Origin of the sequence: Pseudomonas sp. HY13-MNA-CIBAN-0226 (assembly GCF_040310305.1) — a bacterium.
Classification (GTDB): Bacteria; Pseudomonadota; Gammaproteobacteria; order Pseudomonadales; family Pseudomonadaceae; genus Aquipseudomonas; species Aquipseudomonas gregormendelii.
The window spans coordinates 30,979-49,281 of sequence record NZ_JBEOPS010000015.1 but is presented as its reverse complement, the minus strand read 5'-3'; the positions used below and the strand labels follow the sequence as shown (position 1 = coordinate 49,281).

General features: G+C 60.4%; 13 protein-coding genes. 1 reads left to right on the top strand and 12 read right to left on the bottom strand.

What is annotated here, in order from left to right:
- Positions 1-41: 41 nt before the first annotated feature.
- Positions 42-944 (bottom strand): LysR family transcriptional regulator, encoded by a 903-nt coding sequence (locus tag AAEZ05_RS17455; RefSeq protein ID WP_045061929.1) that lies wholly within the window; start codon positions 942-944, stop codon positions 42-44.
- Positions 945-1,063: 119 nt separating this feature from the next.
- Between AAEZ05_RS17455 and AAEZ05_RS17450 the strand changes: the two genes are divergently transcribed.
- Positions 1,064-2,338: an MFS transporter gene (locus AAEZ05_RS17450; RefSeq protein ID WP_045061930.1), complete on the top strand. Its 1,275-nt coding sequence runs from the start codon at positions 1,064-1,066 to the stop codon at positions 2,336-2,338.
- Positions 2,339-2,461: 123 nt separating this feature from the next.
- On the opposite strand, the gene hemE is transcribed toward AAEZ05_RS17450, so the two are convergent.
- From hemE to AAEZ05_RS17395, 11 genes are all read right to left on the bottom strand, one after another.
- Positions 2,462-3,529, bottom strand: coding sequence for a uroporphyrinogen decarboxylase (hemE, locus tag AAEZ05_RS17445; protein ID WP_045061931.1), 1,068 nt, complete (start codon positions 3,527-3,529; stop codon positions 2,462-2,464).
- Positions 3,530-3,780: 251 nt separating this feature from the next.
- Positions 3,781-5,199 (bottom strand): glutamate synthase small subunit GltD family protein, encoded by a 1,419-nt coding sequence (locus AAEZ05_RS17440; RefSeq protein ID WP_045061932.1) that lies wholly within the window; start codon positions 5,197-5,199, stop codon positions 3,781-3,783.
- Positions 5,200-5,232: 33 nt separating this feature from the next.
- Positions 5,233-9,681 carry a glutamate synthase large subunit gene (gene gltB, locus AAEZ05_RS17435; protein WP_350648312.1) on the bottom strand — a complete coding sequence of 1,483 codons (4,449 nt, stop codon included), beginning with the start codon at positions 9,679-9,681 and terminating at the stop codon, positions 5,233-5,235.
- Positions 9,682-10,032: 351 nt separating this feature from the next.
- Positions 10,033-11,628, bottom strand: coding sequence for an AAA family ATPase (locus tag AAEZ05_RS17430; RefSeq protein WP_350648246.1), 1,596 nt, complete (start codon positions 11,626-11,628; stop codon positions 10,033-10,035).
- A gap of 10 nt (positions 11,629-11,638) precedes the next feature.
- Positions 11,639-12,739, bottom strand: coding sequence for a 3-dehydroquinate synthase (aroB, locus tag AAEZ05_RS17425; RefSeq protein ID WP_350598042.1), 1,101 nt, complete (start codon positions 12,737-12,739; stop codon positions 11,639-11,641).
- 150 nt (positions 12,740-12,889) lie between these two features.
- Positions 12,890-13,408 (bottom strand): shikimate kinase AroK, encoded by a 519-nt coding sequence (aroK, locus tag AAEZ05_RS17420; protein ID WP_045061936.1) that lies wholly within the window; start codon positions 13,406-13,408, stop codon positions 12,890-12,892.
- Positions 13,409-13,412: 4 nt separating this feature from the next.
- Positions 13,413-15,485, bottom strand: a complete 2,073-nt coding sequence (locus AAEZ05_RS17415; protein ID WP_205893439.1) for a type IV pilus secretin PilQ — start codon at positions 15,483-15,485, stop codon at positions 13,413-13,415.
- Positions 15,486-15,498: 13 nt separating this feature from the next.
- Positions 15,499-16,026, bottom strand: a complete 528-nt coding sequence (locus tag AAEZ05_RS17410) for a pilus assembly protein PilP (RefSeq protein ID WP_045061938.1) — start codon at positions 16,024-16,026, stop codon at positions 15,499-15,501.
- Positions 16,023-16,646, bottom strand: coding sequence for a type 4a pilus biogenesis protein PilO (gene pilO, locus AAEZ05_RS17405; protein ID WP_045061939.1), 624 nt, complete (start codon positions 16,644-16,646; stop codon positions 16,023-16,025). Before pilO ends, AAEZ05_RS17410 begins: the two co-directional genes overlap by 4 nt.
- Positions 16,643-17,209 (bottom strand): PilN domain-containing protein, encoded by a 567-nt coding sequence (locus AAEZ05_RS17400; RefSeq protein ID WP_045061940.1) that lies wholly within the window; start codon positions 17,207-17,209, stop codon positions 16,643-16,645. The genes pilO and AAEZ05_RS17400 overlap by 4 nt, the downstream gene beginning before the upstream one ends.
- Entirely contained in the window at positions 17,209-18,273 is a 1,065-nt protein-coding gene (locus AAEZ05_RS17395; RefSeq protein WP_045061941.1) for a pilus assembly protein PilM, read from the bottom strand. The genes AAEZ05_RS17400 and AAEZ05_RS17395 overlap by 1 nt, the downstream gene beginning before the upstream one ends.
- Between the last annotated feature and the right edge of the window lie 30 nt (positions 18,274-18,303).

Here is an 18,303-nt window from a genome sequence, read left to right as displayed (position 1 = left end):
GCCTTCGGCAGCTCCTACGGGGTGAACACGAGCCAAAGCAGTCACGCTTGCAGCGGCTCGACCTTCCTCGTCAACAACTCCACAAACGCCCGCGCCATCGGCGATTTCTGGTCCTTGCGCTGCACCAGCCACACCGCCGACACCGCCGCCGGATCGAGCAAGGGCCGGTACACGACTCCGTCAATCCGCATCCGCTGATAAGACGCCGGCAGCACCGAAACGCCCAACCCCGCGGCCACCAACCCGATAATGGTCATCGCCTCGCCGGCCTCCTGGGCGAAGTGCGGACTGAAACCGGAGTCGCGGGCCAAGTTCAGCAGTTGCGCGTAAAGGCCGCTGCCATAGCTGCGCGGGAAAAACACGAAAGGTTCGAGGGCCAAGGCTGACAGGAACAACCCCTCCTCGCTGCCGTTCACCAGCGGATGTTTGGAGCTGAGTACCGCCACCAGCGGTTCACTCATCAGCTCGACCACGCTGAGGGAATCCGGCAGCCCCAGCGGGCGCATGATGCCGACTTCAATCGACTCATCAACCAGCGCATCGGCCACCTGGGTACTGCTCATTTCCCGAAGGTTCAAATGCACCGCCGGGAAGCGCTGGCGGAACGCGAAAATCGCCTGGGGGATGGTCGAGTTGAATGGCGCCGATGAGGTAAAGCCGATTTTCAGCTCCCCCAGTTCGCCCAGTTGCGCCCGACGGGCAACGTCGGCGGCTTTGTCGACCTGCGCCAGCACCAGCCGCGCTTCCTGCAGAAACAGCCGGCCCGCCTCGCTAAGCTCGACCCGACGATTGGTACGCTCAAACAACCGCGCCCCTACCTCTTGCTCCAGTGCCTGAATCTGCTGGCTCAAGGGCGGTTGCGAGATGCCCAGCACCTGTGCGGCGCGGCCGAAGTGCAGTTCTTCAGCGACGGCAATGAAGTAACGAAGGTGACGCAATTCCATGAAAACCTCATTAGGTCGCAAAAGCTCTTAAACAGGTCGAATAATATATTGGATTGAATCATTAGGCAGCTATATGCTTTTTTCATTGCCTGACCGGCTGCCCGCTCCCGAGGTCCGAAGTGAAAACTGTTGTTGCGCCACTCGCCCATGAAGTCCCACCTTGCGCAGTGGATGATGTCGCTGCCGAGCTCAAGGAGATTTACATCGAGAAAGGCACGCCGATGTTCATTCGCACAGTGCTGGCGTTGTTCTGCGGTGGCTTTGCGACGTTCGCCCTGCTGTATTGCGTGCAACCGATGATGCCGCTGCTGTCCCATGAATATTCGATCAATGCAGCCCAGAGCAGCCTGATTCTCTCGGTGGCCACTGGCATGCTCGCCATCGGCCTGCTGATCACCGGGCCCATTTCCGATCGGGTCGGACGCAAGCCGGTGATGGTCGCCGCGCTATTGGCAGCGGCGCTGTGCACCATCGCCAGCTCGATGATGCCAAGCTGGCACGGCGTGTTGCTGATGCGCGCGCTGATCGGCTTGTCATTGAGTGGCCTGGCCGCGGTGGCCATGACTTATCTGAGCGAAGAGATCCACCCGCAGCACATCGGACTCGCCATGGGGCTGTACATCGGCGGCAATGCGATTGGCGGGATGAGCGGACGCCTGATCACCGGGGTGTTGATCGACTTCGTCAGCTGGCATACCGCAATGCTGGTCATCGGGGGCCTGGCGCTGATTGCAGCGGCAGTGTTCTGGAAAATACTTCCGGAATCACGCAACTTCCGTCCACGCTCGCTGCACCCACGCAGCCTGGTCGACGGTTTCACCATGCATTTTCGTGACGCCGGTTTGCCGCTGCTGTTTCTTGAAGCCTTTGTGCTGATGGGGGCCTTTGTCACCTTGTTCAACTACATCGGCTATCGGCTGCTGGCCGAGCCGTACCACATGGAACAAGCCTTCGTCGGGCTGCTGTCGGTGGTGTACCTGTCGGGGATCTACAGTTCGGCAAAAATAGGTTCGCTGGCCGACAAACTGGGGCGCCGCAAAGTGCTCTGGTCGACCATCGTATTGATGATCGGCGGCCTCGCCCTGACGATGTTCACGTCACTGCCGGTGGTGATCATCGGCATGCTGATTTTCACCTTCGGCTTCTTCGGCGCGCATTCGGTAGCGAGCAGCTGGATTGGCCGACGCGCAACCAGGGCCAAGGGCCAGGCGTCGTCGCTGTACCTGTTCAGCTATTACGCCGGGTCGAGCATTGCCGGGACGGCGGGCGGTGTGTTCTGGCACCTGGGTGGCTGGAACGGGATCGGGTTGTTCGTGGGTACCTTGCTGGTGATTGCGCTGCTGGTGGCATTGAAGTTGGCGAAATTGCCGCCGCTGGGTGGTGTTAAAGCTTAAAAGCAGAAGATCGCAGCCTTCGGCAGCTCCTACAGTATGGGAGCTGCCGCAGGCTGCGATCTTTTGATCGTGTTCCAAACAAAAACGCCCGGCACGAGCCGGGCGTTTTCTATTGGGCGACGACTACTCGTGATACTGCGCCGACAACTCATGCACCGCGCGCAGGAACGCGCCGGCGTGTTCCGGATTGACCTCCGGTGTAATGCCATGGCCGAGATTGAATACGTGCCCGCTGCCCTTGCCGTAGCTGGCGAGAATCCGCCCGACTTCGGTACGAATGGCTTCAGGATTGGCGTAGAGCACGGTAGGGTCCATGTTGCCCTGCAGCGCAACTTTGCCGCCGACACGATCACGGGCACTGCCGATGTCACAGGTCCAGTCCAGACCCAACGCATCAGCGCCGGCATCGGCGATGCTTTCAAGCCACAGCCCCCCGCCCTTGGTGAACAGGATGACTGGCACCTTGCGACCTTCGTGTTCGCGGATCAGGCCGCTGACGATCTTGCGCATGTAGGCCAGGGAGAACTCCTGGTAAGCCGCCGCCGAGAGGTTCCCGCCCCAGCTATCGAAGATCTGCACCGCCTGGGCACCGGCCATGATCTGGCCGTTGAGGTAGCTGGTGACCGACTGAGCCAGCTTGTCCAGTAACAGGTGCAAGGCTTGCGGATTGTCGTAGAGCATGGTTTTGGTCTTGCGGTAGTCTTTCGACGAGCCGCCTTCGACCATGTAGGTGGCCAGGGTCCATGGGCTGCCAGAGAAACCGATCAGCGGCACACGACCGTTCAGTTCGCGGCGGATGGTGCTGACCGCATCCATGACGTAGCCGAGGTCTTTATGCGGATCAGGAATCGGCAGGGCTTCGATGTCGGCCAGGGTGCTGACGACTTTCTTGAAGCGCGGACCTTCGCCCGTCTCGAAGTACAGGCCCTGGCCCATGGCGTCAGGAATGGTCAGGATGTCGGAGAACAGGATCGCCGCGTCCAGTTGCGGATAGCGGTCGAGCGGCTGCATGGTGACTTCGCAAGCGAACTCCGGGTTCATGCACAGGCTCATGAAATCACCGGCCTTGGCACGGCTGGCGCGGTATTCCGGCAAGTAGCGACCGGCCTGACGCATCATCCACACAGGCGTGACGTCTACGGGTTGCTTGAGCAGGGCGCGAAGGAAACGGTCGTTCTTCAGGGCAGTCATGTCGGCATCCGGAAAAAAAGTGCGGGCATTTTCTCAGAGCGCGAGGCAAAAGGCACGGTTGCAGGTCAGCCTTTTGTCTATCGGGTCAATTTGTCGCGCTGGAACACGGCTTTCGCAACACCACAAAACCAATGTGGGAGCTGGCCTGCCAGCGATGCGGACACCTCGGTGTGTCAGTCGGTCCGAGGTGATGCTATCGCTGGCAGGCCAGCTCCCACAGGGTTATTGCATGTCAGGTCTGGACCGGAGGGCTAGACCCCCAGGTAATCCAGGATCCCTTCGGCGGCGTTGCGGCCTTCGAAGATCGCCGTCACCACCAGGTCAGAGCCGCGAACCATATCGCCACCGGCGAAGATTTTCGGGTTGCTGGTCTGGTGTTTGTACTGACCCTGCTCCGGGGCCACAACGCGGCCCTGGCTATCCGTCTGGATGCTGTGCTGTTCAAACCACGACGCCGGGCTAGGGCGGAAACCGAAGGCGATAACCACGGCGTCGGCCGGGATGATTTCTTCGGAGCCCGGGATCGGCTCGGGGCTGCGACGGCCACGGGCGTCCGGTTCGCCGAGACGGGTCTCGACCACTTTCACGCCTTCGACGCGGTCTTCACCGACAATGGCGATCGGCTGGCGGTTGTAGAGGAATTTCACCCCCTCTTCCTTGGCGTTCTTCACCTCTTTGCGCGAGCCCGGCATGTTGGCTTCGTCGCGACGATAGGCACAGGTCACCGATTTGGCACCCTGGCGAATCGACGTACGGTTGCAGTCCATGGCCGTGTCGCCGCCACCCAGGACCACAACCTTCTTGCCTTTCATGTCGACGAAATCTTCCGGCGACTTTTCAAAGCCCAGGTTGCGATTAACGTTGGCGATCAGGAAGTCGAGCGCGTCATGCACGCCCGGCAGGTCCTCACCGGCAAAGCCGCCCTTCATGTAGGTGTAGGTGCCCATGCCCATGAACACGGCATCGTATTCTTCGAGCAGTTGCTCGACGGTCACGTCCTTGCCCACTTCGGTGTTCAGGCGGAACTCGATGCCCATGCCGGTGAAGACTTCGCGACGATTACTCAACACGGTCTTTTCCAGCTTGAACTCGGGAATGCCGAAGGTCAGCAGGCCGCCGATTTCCGGGTTCTTGTCGAACACTACCGGGGTCACGCCGCCACGCACCAGTACGTCGGCACAGCCCAGACCGGCCGGGCCCGCGCCGATAATCGCAACACGCTTGCCGGTCGGCTTGACCTTGGACATGTCCGGGCGCCAGCCCATGGCGAACGCGGTATCGGTGATGTATTTCTCGACCGAACCGATGGTCACTGCGCCGAAGCCGTCGTTGAGGGTGCACGCCCCCTCGCACAGACGATCCTGCGGGCACACTCGCCCGCACACTTCCGGCAGTGTGTTGGTCTGGTGCGACAGTTCGGCGGCCTGGAGGATGTTGCCCTCGGCCACCAGCTTCAGCCAGTTCGGAATGAAGTTGTGCACCGGGCACTTCCATTCGCAATACGGGTTACCGCAACCCAGGCAGCGGTGGGCCTGATCGGCCGAATGCTGGGGTTTGAAAGGTTCGTAGATCTCCACGAACTCTTTCTTGCGTTGACGCAACAGTTTCTTCTTCGGATCCTTGCGCCCGACCTCGATGAACTGGAAGTCATTATTCAGACGTTCAGCCATTGTTAAAACCTCATCAAACTCTTCAGGCGCATATCACTGCGGGTTGGCACGGGTGCTGGAAAGCAACGATTTCAAGTTGGCAGCCTTGGGCTTGACCAGCCAGAAACGACGCAGATAGTCATCGAGGTTTTCAGCGAGGTTACGACCCCATTCGCTGTCGGTTTCCGCGACGTATTCGTCGAGCACGCGCTGCAGGTGGCTGCGATAGGCTTCCATCGCTTCGCCGCTGATGCGCTGGATTTCCACCAGTTCGTGGTTGACCCGGTCAACGAAGCTGTTGTCCTGGTCGAGCACGTAGGCGAAACCGCCGGTCATGCCTGAACCGAAGTTGTAGCCGGTCTTGCCCAGGACGCAGACGAAACCGCCGGTCATGTACTCGCAGCAGTGATCGCCCGTGCCTTCGACTACGGTATGAGCACCGGAGTTACGCACGGCAAAACGCTCGCCGGCAGTACCGGCGGCGAACAGTTTGCCTCCGGTGGCGCCATACAGGCAGGTGTTGCCGATGATGGCACTGTCCTGAGTCTTGTAGATGCTGCCCTTGGGCGGCACGATGACCAGTTTGCCGCCGGTCATGCCCTTGCCGACGTAGTCGTTGGCATCGCCTTCCAGGTACATGTTCAAGCCGCCCGCGTTCCAAACGCCGAAGCTCTGACCGGCCGTTCCTTTGAAGCGGAAGGTGATCGGCGCGTTCGCCATGCCTTGGTTGCCGTGCTTGCGCGCGATTTCGCCGGAGATCCGCGCACCGATCGAACGGTCGCAGTTGCAGATGTCCAGGGCAAAATCGGCGCCGCTCTTGTCGTTGATGGCAGAGGTGGCCATGTCGACCATTTTCTCGGCCAGCAAACCTTTGTCGAACGGCGGGTTGCGCTCAACCTGGCAGAACTGAGGCTTGTCTGCCGGGATGTGATCGCTGCCGAGCAACGGGGTCAGGTCAAGGTGTTGCTGCTTGGCGGTCTGGCCTTCGAGGATGTCCAGCAGATCGGTACGACCGATCAGCTCTTCGAGGGAGCGCACGCCCAGCTTGGCCAGCCACTCACGGGTTTCTTCAGCGACGTAGGTGAAGAAGTTCACCACCATGTCGACGGTGCCGATGTAGTGATCCTTGCGCAGCTTCTCGTTTTGGGTCGCGACGCCGGTGGCGCAGTTGTTCAGGTGGCAGATGCGCAGGTATTTGCAGCCCAGGGCGATCATTGGCGCGGTACCGAAGCCAAAGCTTTCAGCGCCGAGGATTGCGGCCTTGATCACGTCGAGCCCGGTTTTCAGGCCGCCGTCGGTTTGTACCCGCACTTTTCCGCGCAGGTCGTTGCCACGCAGGGTCTGGTGGGTTTCGGCCAGGCCGAGTTCCCACGGTGCGCCCGCGTATTTGATCGAAGTCAGCGGCGATGCGCCGGTGCCGCCGTCGTAGCCGGAGATAGTGATCAAGTCCGCATAGGCCTTGGCCACACCGGCAGCAATGGTGCCGACGCCGGCTTCTGCTACCAGCTTCACCGAGACCAGCGCCTTCGGATTGACTTGCTTGAGGTCGAAAATCAGCTGCGACAAATCTTCGATCGAATAGATGTCGTGGTGCGGCGGCGGCGAGATCAGGGTCACGCCCGGCACTGCGTAACGCAGCTTGGCGATCAGGCCGTTGACCTTGCCACCTGGCAGTTGACCGCCTTCACCGGGCTTGGCGCCTTGGGCGACCTTGATCTGCAGCACTTCAGCGTTGACCAGGTATTCCGGGGTCACACCAAAACGGCCAGTCGCCACCTGCTTGATTTTCGAGCTCTTGATGGTGCCGTAGCGCGCCGGGTCTTCGCCGCCTTCGCCGGAGTTGGAACGCGCACCAAGGCGGTTCATCGCCTCAGCCAGGGCTTCGTGAGCTTCCGGCGACAATGCGCCGAGGGAGATGCCCGCGGAATCGAAGCGCTTGAGCACCGATTCCAGCGGTTCGATCTCGCTGATGTCCAGCGGCGTGTCCAGGGTCTTGACCTTGAACATGTCGCGGATCATCGACACCGGACGGTTGTCCACCAGCGCCGTGTATTCCTTGAACTTGCTGTAGTCGCCCTGCTGCACAGCGGCTTGCAGGGTGTTGACCACGTCCGGGTTGTACGCGTGATATTCGCCACCGTGGACGAACTTCAGCAAACCGCCCTGCTGGATTGGCTTGCGCGGGCTCCAGGCTTCGGCAGCCAGGGCTTTCTGCTCGGCTTCGATGTCAACGAAACGCGCACCCTTGATGCGACTTGGCACGCCACGGAAGCTCAGCTCGCACACTTCTTCGGACAGGCCGATGGCCTCGAACAGCTGCGCACCACGGTACGAGGTAATGGTGGAGATACCCATCTTCGACAGGATCTTCAACAGACCTTTGGTGATGCCTTTGCGGTAGTTCTTGAACACCTCATAGAGGTCGCCCAGGACTTCACCGGTACGGATCAGGTCGCCCAGCACTTCGTAGGCCAGGAACGGATAGACCGCCGAGGCGCCGAAACCGATCAACACCGCGAAGTGGTGCGGATCGCGCGCAGTCGCGGTCTCCACCAGGATGTTGGAGTCGCAACGCAGGCCTTTCTCGGTCAGGCGGTGGTGTACCGCGCCGGTGGCGAGCGAAGCGTGGATCGGCAACTTGCCCGGAGCAATGTGCCGGTCACTCAGCACAACCTGGGTACGACCGGCGCGCACAGCTTCTTCAGCCTGGTCGGCAACGTTGCGGATCGCCGCTTCGAGGCCGACGCTTTCGTCGTAGTTAAGGTCGATGATCTGGCGTTCGAAGCCCGGACGATCGAGGTTCATCAGCGAACGCCACTTGGCCGGGGAAATGACCGGCGAGCTGAGGATCACGCGCGAAGCGTGTTCCGGCGACTCCTGGAAAATGTTGCGCTCGGCACCGAGGCAGATTTCCAGCGACATGACGATGGCTTCACGCAGCGGATCGATCGGCGGGTTGGTGACCTGTGCAAATTGCTGGCGGAAATAGTCGTACGGTGTGCGCACGCGCTGGGACAGCACGGCCATCGGCGTGTCGTCGCCCATCGAGCCGACGGCTTCATAACCTTGCTCGCCAAGCGGTCGCAGCACCTGGTCGCGCTCTTCGAACGTGACCTGATACATCTTCATGTACTGCTTGAGCTGGTCAACGTCGTAGAACGCCGAGCCGTGGTCGTTATCTTCCATGGTTGCCTGGATGCGCAGGGCATTCTTGCGCAGCCATTGCTTGTAAGGATGACGCGACTTCAAGCGGTTGTCGATGGCGTCGGTGTCGAGGATCTGCCCGGTTTCGGTGTCCACGGCGAAGATCTGGCCCGGACCAACGCGGCCCTTGGCAATTACGTCTTCAGGCTGGTAGTTCCAGACGCCGATTTCCGAGGCCAGGGTGATGAAACCGTTCTTGGTGGTCACCCAACGCGCCGGACGCAGACCGTTACGGTCGAGCAGGCACACCGCGTAACGACCGTCGGTCATTACCACGCCGGCCGGGCCGTCCCACGGTTCCATGTGCATCGAGTTGTATTCGTAGAACGCACGCAGATCCGGATCCATGGTCTCGACGTTCTGCCACGCAGGCGGAATGATCATCCGCACGCCACGGAACAGGTCGATGCCACCGGTCACCATCAGTTCAAGCATGTTGTCCATGCTGGAAGAGTCGGAACCGACGCGGTTGACCAGCGGGCCGAGTTCTTCCAGATCGGGCATCAGGTCGTTGGCAAACTTTGTACGACGTGCCACGGCCCAGTTGCGGTTGCCGGTGATGGTGTTGATTTCGCCGTTGTGCGCCAGGAAGCGGAACGGTTGCGCCAGCGGCCATTTCGGCAGGGTGTTGGTGGAGAAGCGCTGGTGAAACACGCAAATCGCGGTTTTCAGGCGCTGGTCGCTCAGGTCTGGATAGAAGGCGGTGAGGTCCGCCGGCATCATCAAGCCTTTGTAGATAATGGTCTTGTGGGAAAAGCTGCAGATGTAGTGATCGGTGTCGGCGGCGTTGGCCACGGACGAACGACGACGGGAACTGAACAGCTTGATCGCCATGTCCTGATCGCTCAGGCCTTCACCGCCGATGAACACTTGCTCGATCTGCGGCAGGCGCTCAAGGGCCAGGCGGCCGAGGACGCTGGTGTCGATCGGCACTTTGCGCCAGCCGACGAGCTGCAGGCCGGCCGCCAGGATCTCGCGGTTCATGTTCTCGCGAGCGGCTTCGGCTTTGACCGGGTCCTGATTGAAGAAGACCATGCCCACCGCATATTGCTTGGGCAGTTCGACGCCGAATGCTTCCTGGGCGATCGCTCGCAGGAACACGTCCGGCTTTTGAATCAGCAGACCGCAACCGTCACCGGTCTTGCCGTCGGCGTTGATCCCACCGCGGTGGGTCATGCAGGTCAGGGCCTCAATGGCCGTTTGCAAAAGGGTATGACTGGGCTCGCCCTGCATATGGGCTATCAGGCCGAAACCGCAGTTATCCTTGAATTCATCTGGTTGGTACAGACCTGCTTTCATAGACACTTTCTCACCAGGCTGCCCCTTATCGAGGCAAATTTCTTTTCAATTCAACCACTTGCAACCCGCGCCGAACGTACGCCAGCTTTGCGGGAGCAAAAGGGAGGTCATTGTACACACCGACACAGAGGCTCACAAATTTGACGACGAACTGTCGCAAATCTATGTCGCATTTGTGAAAGGTTTAAAGCGATATGCTGTGCTAGTCAAAACTTTTTTGATTTTTGACCGCAACCACTCAAAGACTACTGTGACGCAGACACCACAAGGCACGCGATCTGTAGAGAAGGCGCGCACATGCGGAAATATTGAGGTGCCGGGAGAGGCGGCCTGGGTAAGGCCGCCGAATCTTCAGCGAGTTGTTGCCAGTTCCTGTTGGACGCTGGCGACAGTGCGAGGCCAAGGTTTACCAGCCTGAACCTTCGCTGGCAAGGCCTTGATGGCGCTAAGGGCTGCATCACGGTTGGCGAAGTTACCGTAGGTGATGACGTAAAGAGGCTTGCCGTTGAGCACTTTCTTGAAATAACGGTACTCGCCGCCCTGCTCTTTCACGAAGTTTTGCGCAGACGCTTCGGAGCTGGTGCCAAGGATCTGCACCACGTAGTTGCTGGTCGGTTGCCCGGCGTACCAGGTACCACCAGCGCCTTTGGCAGCGGCAGCGGCCGGTTTCTCGGCAGGCTTGGCGGTCGCCACGGCGGCAGGTTTGGCCGGCACAGGCGCGGGTTTGGCGACAGGTGCGGGAGCCGGCTTGGCAGTGGCCACCTGGGTCGGTGCTGGCGCAGGCTTGGCGGCCGGCGTCGGCGCTGGGCCAGGCTGGATTCCGGCCGGTGGCGCAGAAGTGGTCACGGTCGGCGGTGTGGCGCTGGAGCCTTCAACCGGCACGCCATCGTCACCTTCAGTGATGCCACCCGCTGCTTCGGCCAGCGGGCCACGCATGACCGGTTGCGAGTTGCCGACAAGCGGCAACGGCATTGGCTGCGAATTACCGGCGAACTCCACGGCTGGAGCACCGTTGCTGTTAGGTTGCGGAGCACCCTCGCCGAGCGGCAATTGCGCCTGCTCGTTGGCAGGAGCGCCAGTGGTCGGTGCTTTGCTGCGACCTGGCATCAACCAGGCGGCGGCTACCGCGACCACGACTACGGCGGAAATCGCCAATACGTGTTTCTTCGGCATGTTGAACCCCATACTTGGACGCTTGACCGCTGAGCGGCTGGCAATCATGGCTTCGATCATCGCATCGCGGGCGACCTGGTTGATATTGCCAGGCCAACCGTCGGAGCTTTCATGAATATCAGAGATCTGATTAGCGGTGAAAAGTTCGATACCCCGGCCAGCGCCTTCGAGCCGCTGATCCAGATACTCGCGGGTTTCCTCTTCGGTGTAAGGATGCAATTCGATGACGTGAAAGCGCTCTTCTTCAAGGCTCAACGCATCGAGTTGGGCAATCAACGACGACTCGCCGAACAGGAACACATGCGGACGGCCTTCGGGAGCACCCGCGGCCAGTGCCAACAAGGCTTCGAGCGCGGACTCGTCAAGCTGCTCGGCGTCATCCACCAGCAGATAGACTTCCTGCCCGGTCAAGGCCAGCTGTACGACCTGTGACAGGATCGAGCCGATTTCCGGCTGGGCGACATTCAGCGCCTGGGCCACCTGGCGCAGCACGCCGGCGGCATCACCGGCACCGCGGGCGGAAACCACCACACTCTGCACCGATTGCTTGTTGGTACTGGCCACCAGGGCCTGGCGCAACAGGGTCTTGCCGCTGCCTTGCGGGCCGGTGACCACCAGCAGCAACTGGCTATAGCGCGCCAGGTGATGCAGTTGTCCCAGCACCGGCTTGCGCTGGGCAGGGAAAAATTTGAAGCCAGGTACCCGCGGAGCGAAAGGGTCGTGACTCAACTGGTAATGGCCGAGGAAAGCCTCGTCGGCGTGCAAACTAGTCATCGGGATCTTATTAACCTTTAAGCTGAGCCAGGGCGCGGTAATCCGCTCCCAGCGTGGCCTGTAGAACCTCTTTCGGATAATCGTCGGTCACCACCGCTTCGCCCATGTGGCGCAGCAGCACCAGGCGCAAACGACCGTCGATCACTTTCTTGTCAATTGCCATGTGTTCGAGAAAATCGGCTTCAGTCATCTCTTCAGGCGGGACAACCGGCAGGCCGGCGCGCAGGAACAGACGGATGCCACGATCACGCTCCTGCTCGCTGATCCAGCCCAGGCGTGTGGACATTTCCAGCGCCATTACAGTGCCAGCAGCGACCGCCTCACCATGTAGCCACACACCATAGCCCATATGCGTTTCGATGGCGTGGCCGAAGGTATGCCCCAGGTTCAACGTAGCGCGTACACCTGTTTCCTTCTCGTCGGCCCCCACCACGGCAGCCTTGGCTGCGCAGGAGCGCTGGATGGCATAAGTCAGGGCAGTCTGGTCCAGGGCGCGCAGGCGATCGACGTTCTCTTCGAGCCAGGTGAGGAATGGCTCGTCGCAGATCAGTCCGTATTTGATCACTTCGGCCAACCCGGCAGAGAGTTCGCGGGCCGGCAAAGTGTTCAGGGACGTCGTGTCTATCAGCACCACGTTCGGCTGATAGAAGGCGCCGACCATGTTCTTGCCCAACGGATGGTTGATACCGGTCTTGCCGCCCACCGAGGAGTCGACTTGCGACAGCAGCGTGGTCGGGACCTGAATGAAATCGACACCACGCTGATAACAGGCGGCGGCAAAACCGGCCATGTCACCAATCACACCGCCGCCCAAGGCAATCACGGTGGTGCGGCGGTCGTGACGCGCGGTCAGCAGCCCGTCGAAGATCAGTTGCAGGGTTTCCCAGGTCTTGAAGGCTTCGCCGTCGGGCAGCACCACGGAAATGACCGAGAATTGCCCCAGGCTGCGGGTCAGACGTTCGAGATAGAGAGGCGCGACGGTCTCGTTGGAAATGATCGCCACTTGCCGTCCGCGAATATGCGGGGCCAGCAGCTCAGGCTGATCCAACAAACCTTCGCCAATATGAATCGGGTAGCTGCGCTCGCCTAGATCGACCTTGAGTGTCTGCATGTGTCCCCACAGTGAAGATGGAATCAGGCATCGTGCCTTGAATTATCGATGTCCGCGGCCTCTGTTGGTGTGACGCCGTTCGGTAGCCATTCGCCACAGTCCAGAGCGGCGGCGACTGGAGGCCGAGGATAGCGCATTTCACGCCGCGCTTTAACGGGGAGGCAGTTGCTGCAAGCGTTCGAGAATATCCAGCACCACCATCCGCGGCGGCCGCTCATCGGTTTCCACCACCAGATCGGCGATTTCCCGATAGAGCGGATCGCGAATCGCCAGCAGATCCCGAAGGGTCTTGGCCGGATCTGCCGTGCGCAATAGCGGCCGATTGCGGTCGCGGGACGTTCGCCCCACCTGCTGCTCGACGGAAGCATGCAGGTACACGACCCGACCACCGGCATGGAGCGCCCGACGATTGGCTTCGCGCATGACTGCACCGCCGCCGGTCGCCAACACCACGCCATCGCACGCGCACAGCTCGGCAATCATCGCCTGCTCGCGATCACGGAAGCCTGGCTCGCCTTCCTTATCGAAAATCCATGGGATATTGGCGCCCGTGCGCAATTCAATTTCCTTGTCGGAATCTTTGAACGGCAGGCGCAGCTCTTTGGCCAGTAACCGGCCGATGGTGCTTTTTCCAGCCCCCATCGGTCCTACAAGAATCAAATTTCGCACAGAATCAACGACTCACAGCAATCGCCTGGTTATTCATGATACGCGGTGTGAGAAACACCAACAGCTCGGATTTTTTCTCCGAAACCACGTCACGCCGGAAAAGGCGGCCAAGATACGGCACATCGCCGAGAAATGGCACCTTATCTACAACCTTGCTTTGAGTATTTGAGAAAACGCCACCAATGACGATGGTCTCGCCATCGTTGACCAACACCTTGGCATTGACCTCGTTTTTCTTGATCGGCGGTACGTCCTGCACCTTGTTCAGGTAATCCGGCTCATCCTTGGTGACCTTGACCTCCATGATGATCCGGTTGTCCGGGGTGATCTGCGGGGTCACTTCCAGCGACAGCGATGCCTCCTTGAAGGACACGGATGTGGCACCGCTGGAACTGGCTTCCTGATACGGAATCTCGGTGCCCTTGAGGATCTTCGCGGTTTCCTTGTCGGAGGTGACGACCTTGGGTTGCGAGACGATTTCGCCGTTGCCGGTTTTTTCCATCGCCGTCAGTTCCAGGTCGAGCAACACGTTATCGGTAATGAACGCGATGCCGATTCCCGAGGTGTTAGCCGAGGTCCCCAGGTCGACGAAAGGCGAATTGGTGCCCGTGCTGCCCGGTGTACCGATGGTGGTGGACGAGCCGTTGACCCCCGAGGAGTTCCAGTTGCCCTTCTGCACCGAACCACCCCAGCGCACGCCGAGACTCTTGTCGTAATCGACGTTGGCCTCGACAATTCGCGCCTCGATCATCACCTGACGCACCGGAATATCCAGCTGCGCCACGATGCGACGCAGTTCGTCGAGACGATTCTGGGTCTGGTAGGCAATGATGTTGTTGGTGCGCTCATCGACGGTGATCGAACCACGCTCGTCGACTTTCGCTTCGGCACTGGTGACCGACTGGAACAGCTTGGCGATGTCGGCAGCCTTGGCGTAGTTGACCTGCAGCAGCTCGCGACGCAGGGGGGCCAGTTCGGCGATCTGCTTTTGTGACTCCAGCTCCTGGCGCTCGCGAGCGGCAATTTCCTCCGCCGGCGCAACCAGCAAGACGTTGCCGACCATGCGCTTGTCCAGGCCCTTGGTCTTCAGCACCAGGTCCAGCGCCTGGTCCCACGGCACATTTTGCAGGCGCAGGGTAATGCCGCCCTGGACCGTGTCACTGGCCACCAGATTGAGGTTGGTGAAGTCGGCAATCAACTGCAGCACCGAGCGCACATCGATGTCCTGGAAATTCAGCGAAAGCTTCTCGCCGCTATAGGCGAAGCGCTCCGCATTGCGTTTTTGCAGGTCGTCGACCGTCATCGCCCGAATGCTGACGGTGAGCTTGTTGTCCGTCTGATAGGTCGAGTAGTCGAACGCGCCACTGGGTTCGATGCTGATGGTCGCACGGTCCCCGGTGGCACTGGCATTGACGAATTGCACCGGCGTGGCGAAATCCTTCACGTCCAGGCGGACTCGCAGGGACTCTGGCAGCTGGGTTCGGGCGAAGCCAAGGATGATCTTGCCCTCGCGCTCTTGAATGTCCGGGGCGATGGATGGATCGGACAGGTCGATGACCACATTGCCCTCGCCCTGGGTGCCACGCTGGAAGTCAACGCTGCGGATAGCCTTGGCTACCGGCGCGTAGGCTTTCGCCGGGGCCGGCGAAGTAACGGCACGCGGCGCGCTGGCGACCGGTCGCGATGCAGCCTTGCTGGCGCCCTGGCCGACAACCACAAACAGGGTGTTGCCTTCGACCCGCGAGGTATAGGGGGACAACTGCGTAAGGTTGATAATCAGCCGCGTCCGGTCCTTGGCTTCCACCACCGTGGCACTGCGGGCATTGCCGCCACCCAGGTCGCGGGTCTTGCTGGCCAGCTGGCTGACCACCCCGGGCAGGTCGAGTGCGATCCGCGCCGGTGACTCGGTGGTATAGCCCTTGGGCGTGGGAGGCGTGCCATCGAATGACAGCTTCAACTCGATGCGGTCCCCAGGCAGTGCGGCAACGTCCAGCGTCTTCAGATTGGCCGCTTGTGCCATCGGCGAAAGCAGCGCTATCCATAGCGAAATACCGAGGGCTGAGAAAATCCTGTTCATGATTCGAGTCCCACTATGAATGCTCTTTCAAAGGTATGGTTCGCGGCCGTTCCAGCCAGGCTCCCTGGCCGTCGGGGACGATTTCGATCACGTCGACCTGCGAGCCGCTGATGGCGACAATGCGCCCATCGTTGCGCCCAAGATAGTCACCGACCTTCAGCCGATGCACGCCGCCAGCCCCGCGCAGCAGCGCAAAGGAACCGGTTGCATTGGAAATCGTGCCGACCATCTCAAACTGCTCTATGTTGAAACCTTCCAGGTACTGCTTGGCCCGGGCAGGATCAGGCTTGACGTTACGCGAGCCGTGCTTCTGGCCAGCCAGGTCCACCCTGACCTGCCGGGAAAACGGGCTTCGCAGGTTGGCGGCGCTATAGGTGAACGTCGGGTAGGAGCGGAACGTCGGCGTTGGCTCTATCTTCCCCGGTGGGCGCAGGCGAACTTCGTTCATGTAGGCATCGAGATCGCTGACGTCGTCGCCCTTGCCACAGCCAGCCAACCCGAGCACTACGAGCACCATGGCCAAACAACGGATCGGGCTCATTTCGGCGCCCCCTTGTCGTTATAGCGGTAGGTCTTGGCAAGGATACTCATGCGTAACTTCGTCCCGCCATCCGGGTCGGCCCCAGCAATGTCGAAGTCATGCAGCGTGACGATCCGGGGCAAGCCGGCCACTCCGCTGACGAAGGTGGCCAAGTCGTGATAGGCCCCGGTCACGGTTATCTGGATCGGTAGTTCAATGTAGAACTGCTGGGTAACTTCCGGCAGCAACTTGATCTCTTCAAACTCCAGCCCACTTCCGAGCCCGGTGCGAGTAATGTCCTCCAGCAGGCCCGGCACCTCGGTGTCGCTGGGCAGTTGGCGCAGCAGCACGCCAAAGGAGTTTTCCATCTCTTTCATCTGCTGGGTGTACAGCTCGAGATTCGCGGCCATACGGGCCTTGGAGGTGAATTGCTCCTTGAGTGTCAGCTCCTCCTCACGCTTGCTGTCCAGCTGGGTTTCCAGGTCGCTGAGGTAAAAGTGATACCCCAGGGCCAGCACCAGCACCATCAGCAGCCCACCCGCGATCGCCTTGATCGCCGGCGGCCATGAGCCGATGTTGTTGGTGTCCAGGTCATTGATATCAACGTTGCGCAGTCCGGCAAACCATTGCGATGGACTCATTGACCGTCCTCCACAGCGGCGGGCTGGGTCTGTCGAACCGTCAACTGGAAGACGTTCGCCTGGTCGAGCTGACCCGCCGTAGTGGCCTTGACCTCGGTCAGGCTGGGGGCATCGAACCAGTCGGAGCCGTCAAGATTGCGCATCAGGTCAGACACGCGATTATTGGACTCGGCAGCACCGGTAATGGACAAGGTAGTGCCGACCATTTTGACTTCGGTGAAATACACACCGTCCGGCAACGTGCGCGCCAGCTGGTCGAATATCCGCCCGCTGATTGGCCGATTGCCCTGCAGGTCCTGGATGATGCGCATGCGCTCGATGAGCTGCTGGCGGCGTGCCTTCAAGTCGCTGATCTGCTTTATCCGCTCATCGACAACGGCAATCTGTTTGCCGATGTAATCGTTGCGCGCGAGCTGGCGGTCAACGGCAGCTGTGATGACCTGGTCCGCAATCAGCACCGCCCCCACGGAGCCCACCAGGACCCCAACGAGGGTCACCAGGAAGCGTTTGCGGCGTTCCTCGCGCAGTTCCTCGCGCCAGGGTAGAAGATTGATCCGCGCCATCAGTCAAAACTCCTGAGTGCCAGCCCGCAAGCGATCATCAGTGCCGGCGCATCACTGGCCAGGGCACCGGCGTTGACCTTGCTGCTCAGGGTCATGTCGGAAAATGGATTGGCCACCTGGGTCGGCGTATTCAGGCGCTGCTCGATCAAGCGGTCCAGCCCCGGAACTGACGCCGTGCCGCCGGCCAGCAGGATGTGGTCAACCGCATTGTATTGGCCCGACGCGAAGAAAAACTGCAACGAACGGGAGACCTGTTGCACCAGCGCCTCGCGAAACGGTTGCAACACCTCACTGACGTAATCGTCCGGCAGGCCACCCTGTTTTTTCGCCAGTCCTGCCTGCTCAAGGGTAAGGCCGTAGCGACGCTGGATTTCTTCAGTCAACTGACGCCCCCCGAACAACTGCTCGCGGGTGTAGATAATTCGCCCTTTGTGCAAAACACTGAGGGTGGTCATGGTTGCACCGATGTCGACCACGGCCACGGTCAACTGCCCCTGGGGGCTGGCCAGATGGCCAGTCAGCAGGCCGAACGAGCGCTCCAGTGCATAGGCCTCGACATCGACCACCCGCGCGGTAAGGCCGGCCAGTGCCAGGGCAGCCTCACGGACTTCGACATTTTCCTTGCGGCAGGCGGCCAGCAGCACATTGACTCGTGCCGGGTTTCGCACCGAAGGCCCCTGGACTTCGAAGTCGATGGCGACTTCGTCCAGGGGATAGGGAATGTATTGATCGGCCTCGATCTTCAGCTGGTTTTCCAGCTCGTCGTCGGAGAGGCCGGCATCCATCTCGATTGTCTTGGTGATGACCGCCGAGCCGGCCACCGCCACCGCCACATTCCTGAGATTGGTCCTGGCCTTGATCAGCACGCGCGACAACGCCTGCCCGACACCTTCGAGTTCAGCGATATTTTTTTCGATGACTGCATTGGCGGGCAGCGGCTCGACTGCATAGGCCTCAACCCGGTAGCGCTCGCCTTGACGACTTAACTCCAGAAGCTTCACCGACGTGGAGCTGATGTCGATCCCCAGAAGCGTATTGGCCTTTTTATTGAAGAGTCCTAGCACTACCCATTCCCTATGACTATCCGTGAGTTA

What these genes read in the sequence shown, in the direction of transcription:
- hemE (WP_045061931.1), bottom strand. Translation starts at nt 3,529, where the DNA reads ATGACTGCCCTGAAGAACGACCGTTTCCTTCGCGCCCTGCTCAAGCAA.
- AAEZ05_RS17440 (WP_045061932.1), bottom strand. Translation starts at nt 5,199, where the DNA reads ATGGCTGAACGTCTGAATAATGACTTCCAGTTCATCGAGGTCGGGCGC.
- pilO (WP_045061939.1), bottom strand. Translation starts at nt 16,646, where the DNA reads ATGAGTCCATCGCAATGGTTTGCCGGACTGCGCAACGTTGATATCAAT.
- gltB (WP_350648312.1), bottom strand. Translation starts at nt 9,681, where the DNA reads ATGAAAGCAGGTCTGTACCAACCAGATGAATTCAAGGATAACTGCGGT.
- AAEZ05_RS17455 (WP_045061929.1), bottom strand. Translation starts at nt 944, where the DNA reads ATGGAATTGCGTCACCTTCGTTACTTCATTGCCGTCGCTGAAGAACTG.
- AAEZ05_RS17430 (WP_350648246.1), bottom strand. Translation starts at nt 11,628, where the DNA reads ATGACTAGTTTGCACGCCGACGAGGCTTTCCTCGGCCATTACCAGTTG.
- aroB (WP_350598042.1), bottom strand. Translation starts at nt 12,739, where the DNA reads ATGCAGACACTCAAGGTCGATCTAGGCGAGCGCAGCTACCCGATTCAT.
- AAEZ05_RS17415 (WP_205893439.1), bottom strand. Translation starts at nt 15,485, where the DNA reads ATGAACAGGATTTTCTCAGCCCTCGGTATTTCGCTATGGATAGCGCTG.
- AAEZ05_RS17410 (WP_045061938.1), bottom strand. Translation starts at nt 16,026, where the DNA reads ATGAGCCCGATCCGTTGTTTGGCCATGGTGCTCGTAGTGCTCGGGTTG.
- AAEZ05_RS17400 (WP_045061940.1), bottom strand. Translation starts at nt 17,209, where the DNA reads ATGGCGCGGATCAATCTTCTACCCTGGCGCGAGGAACTGCGCGAGGAA.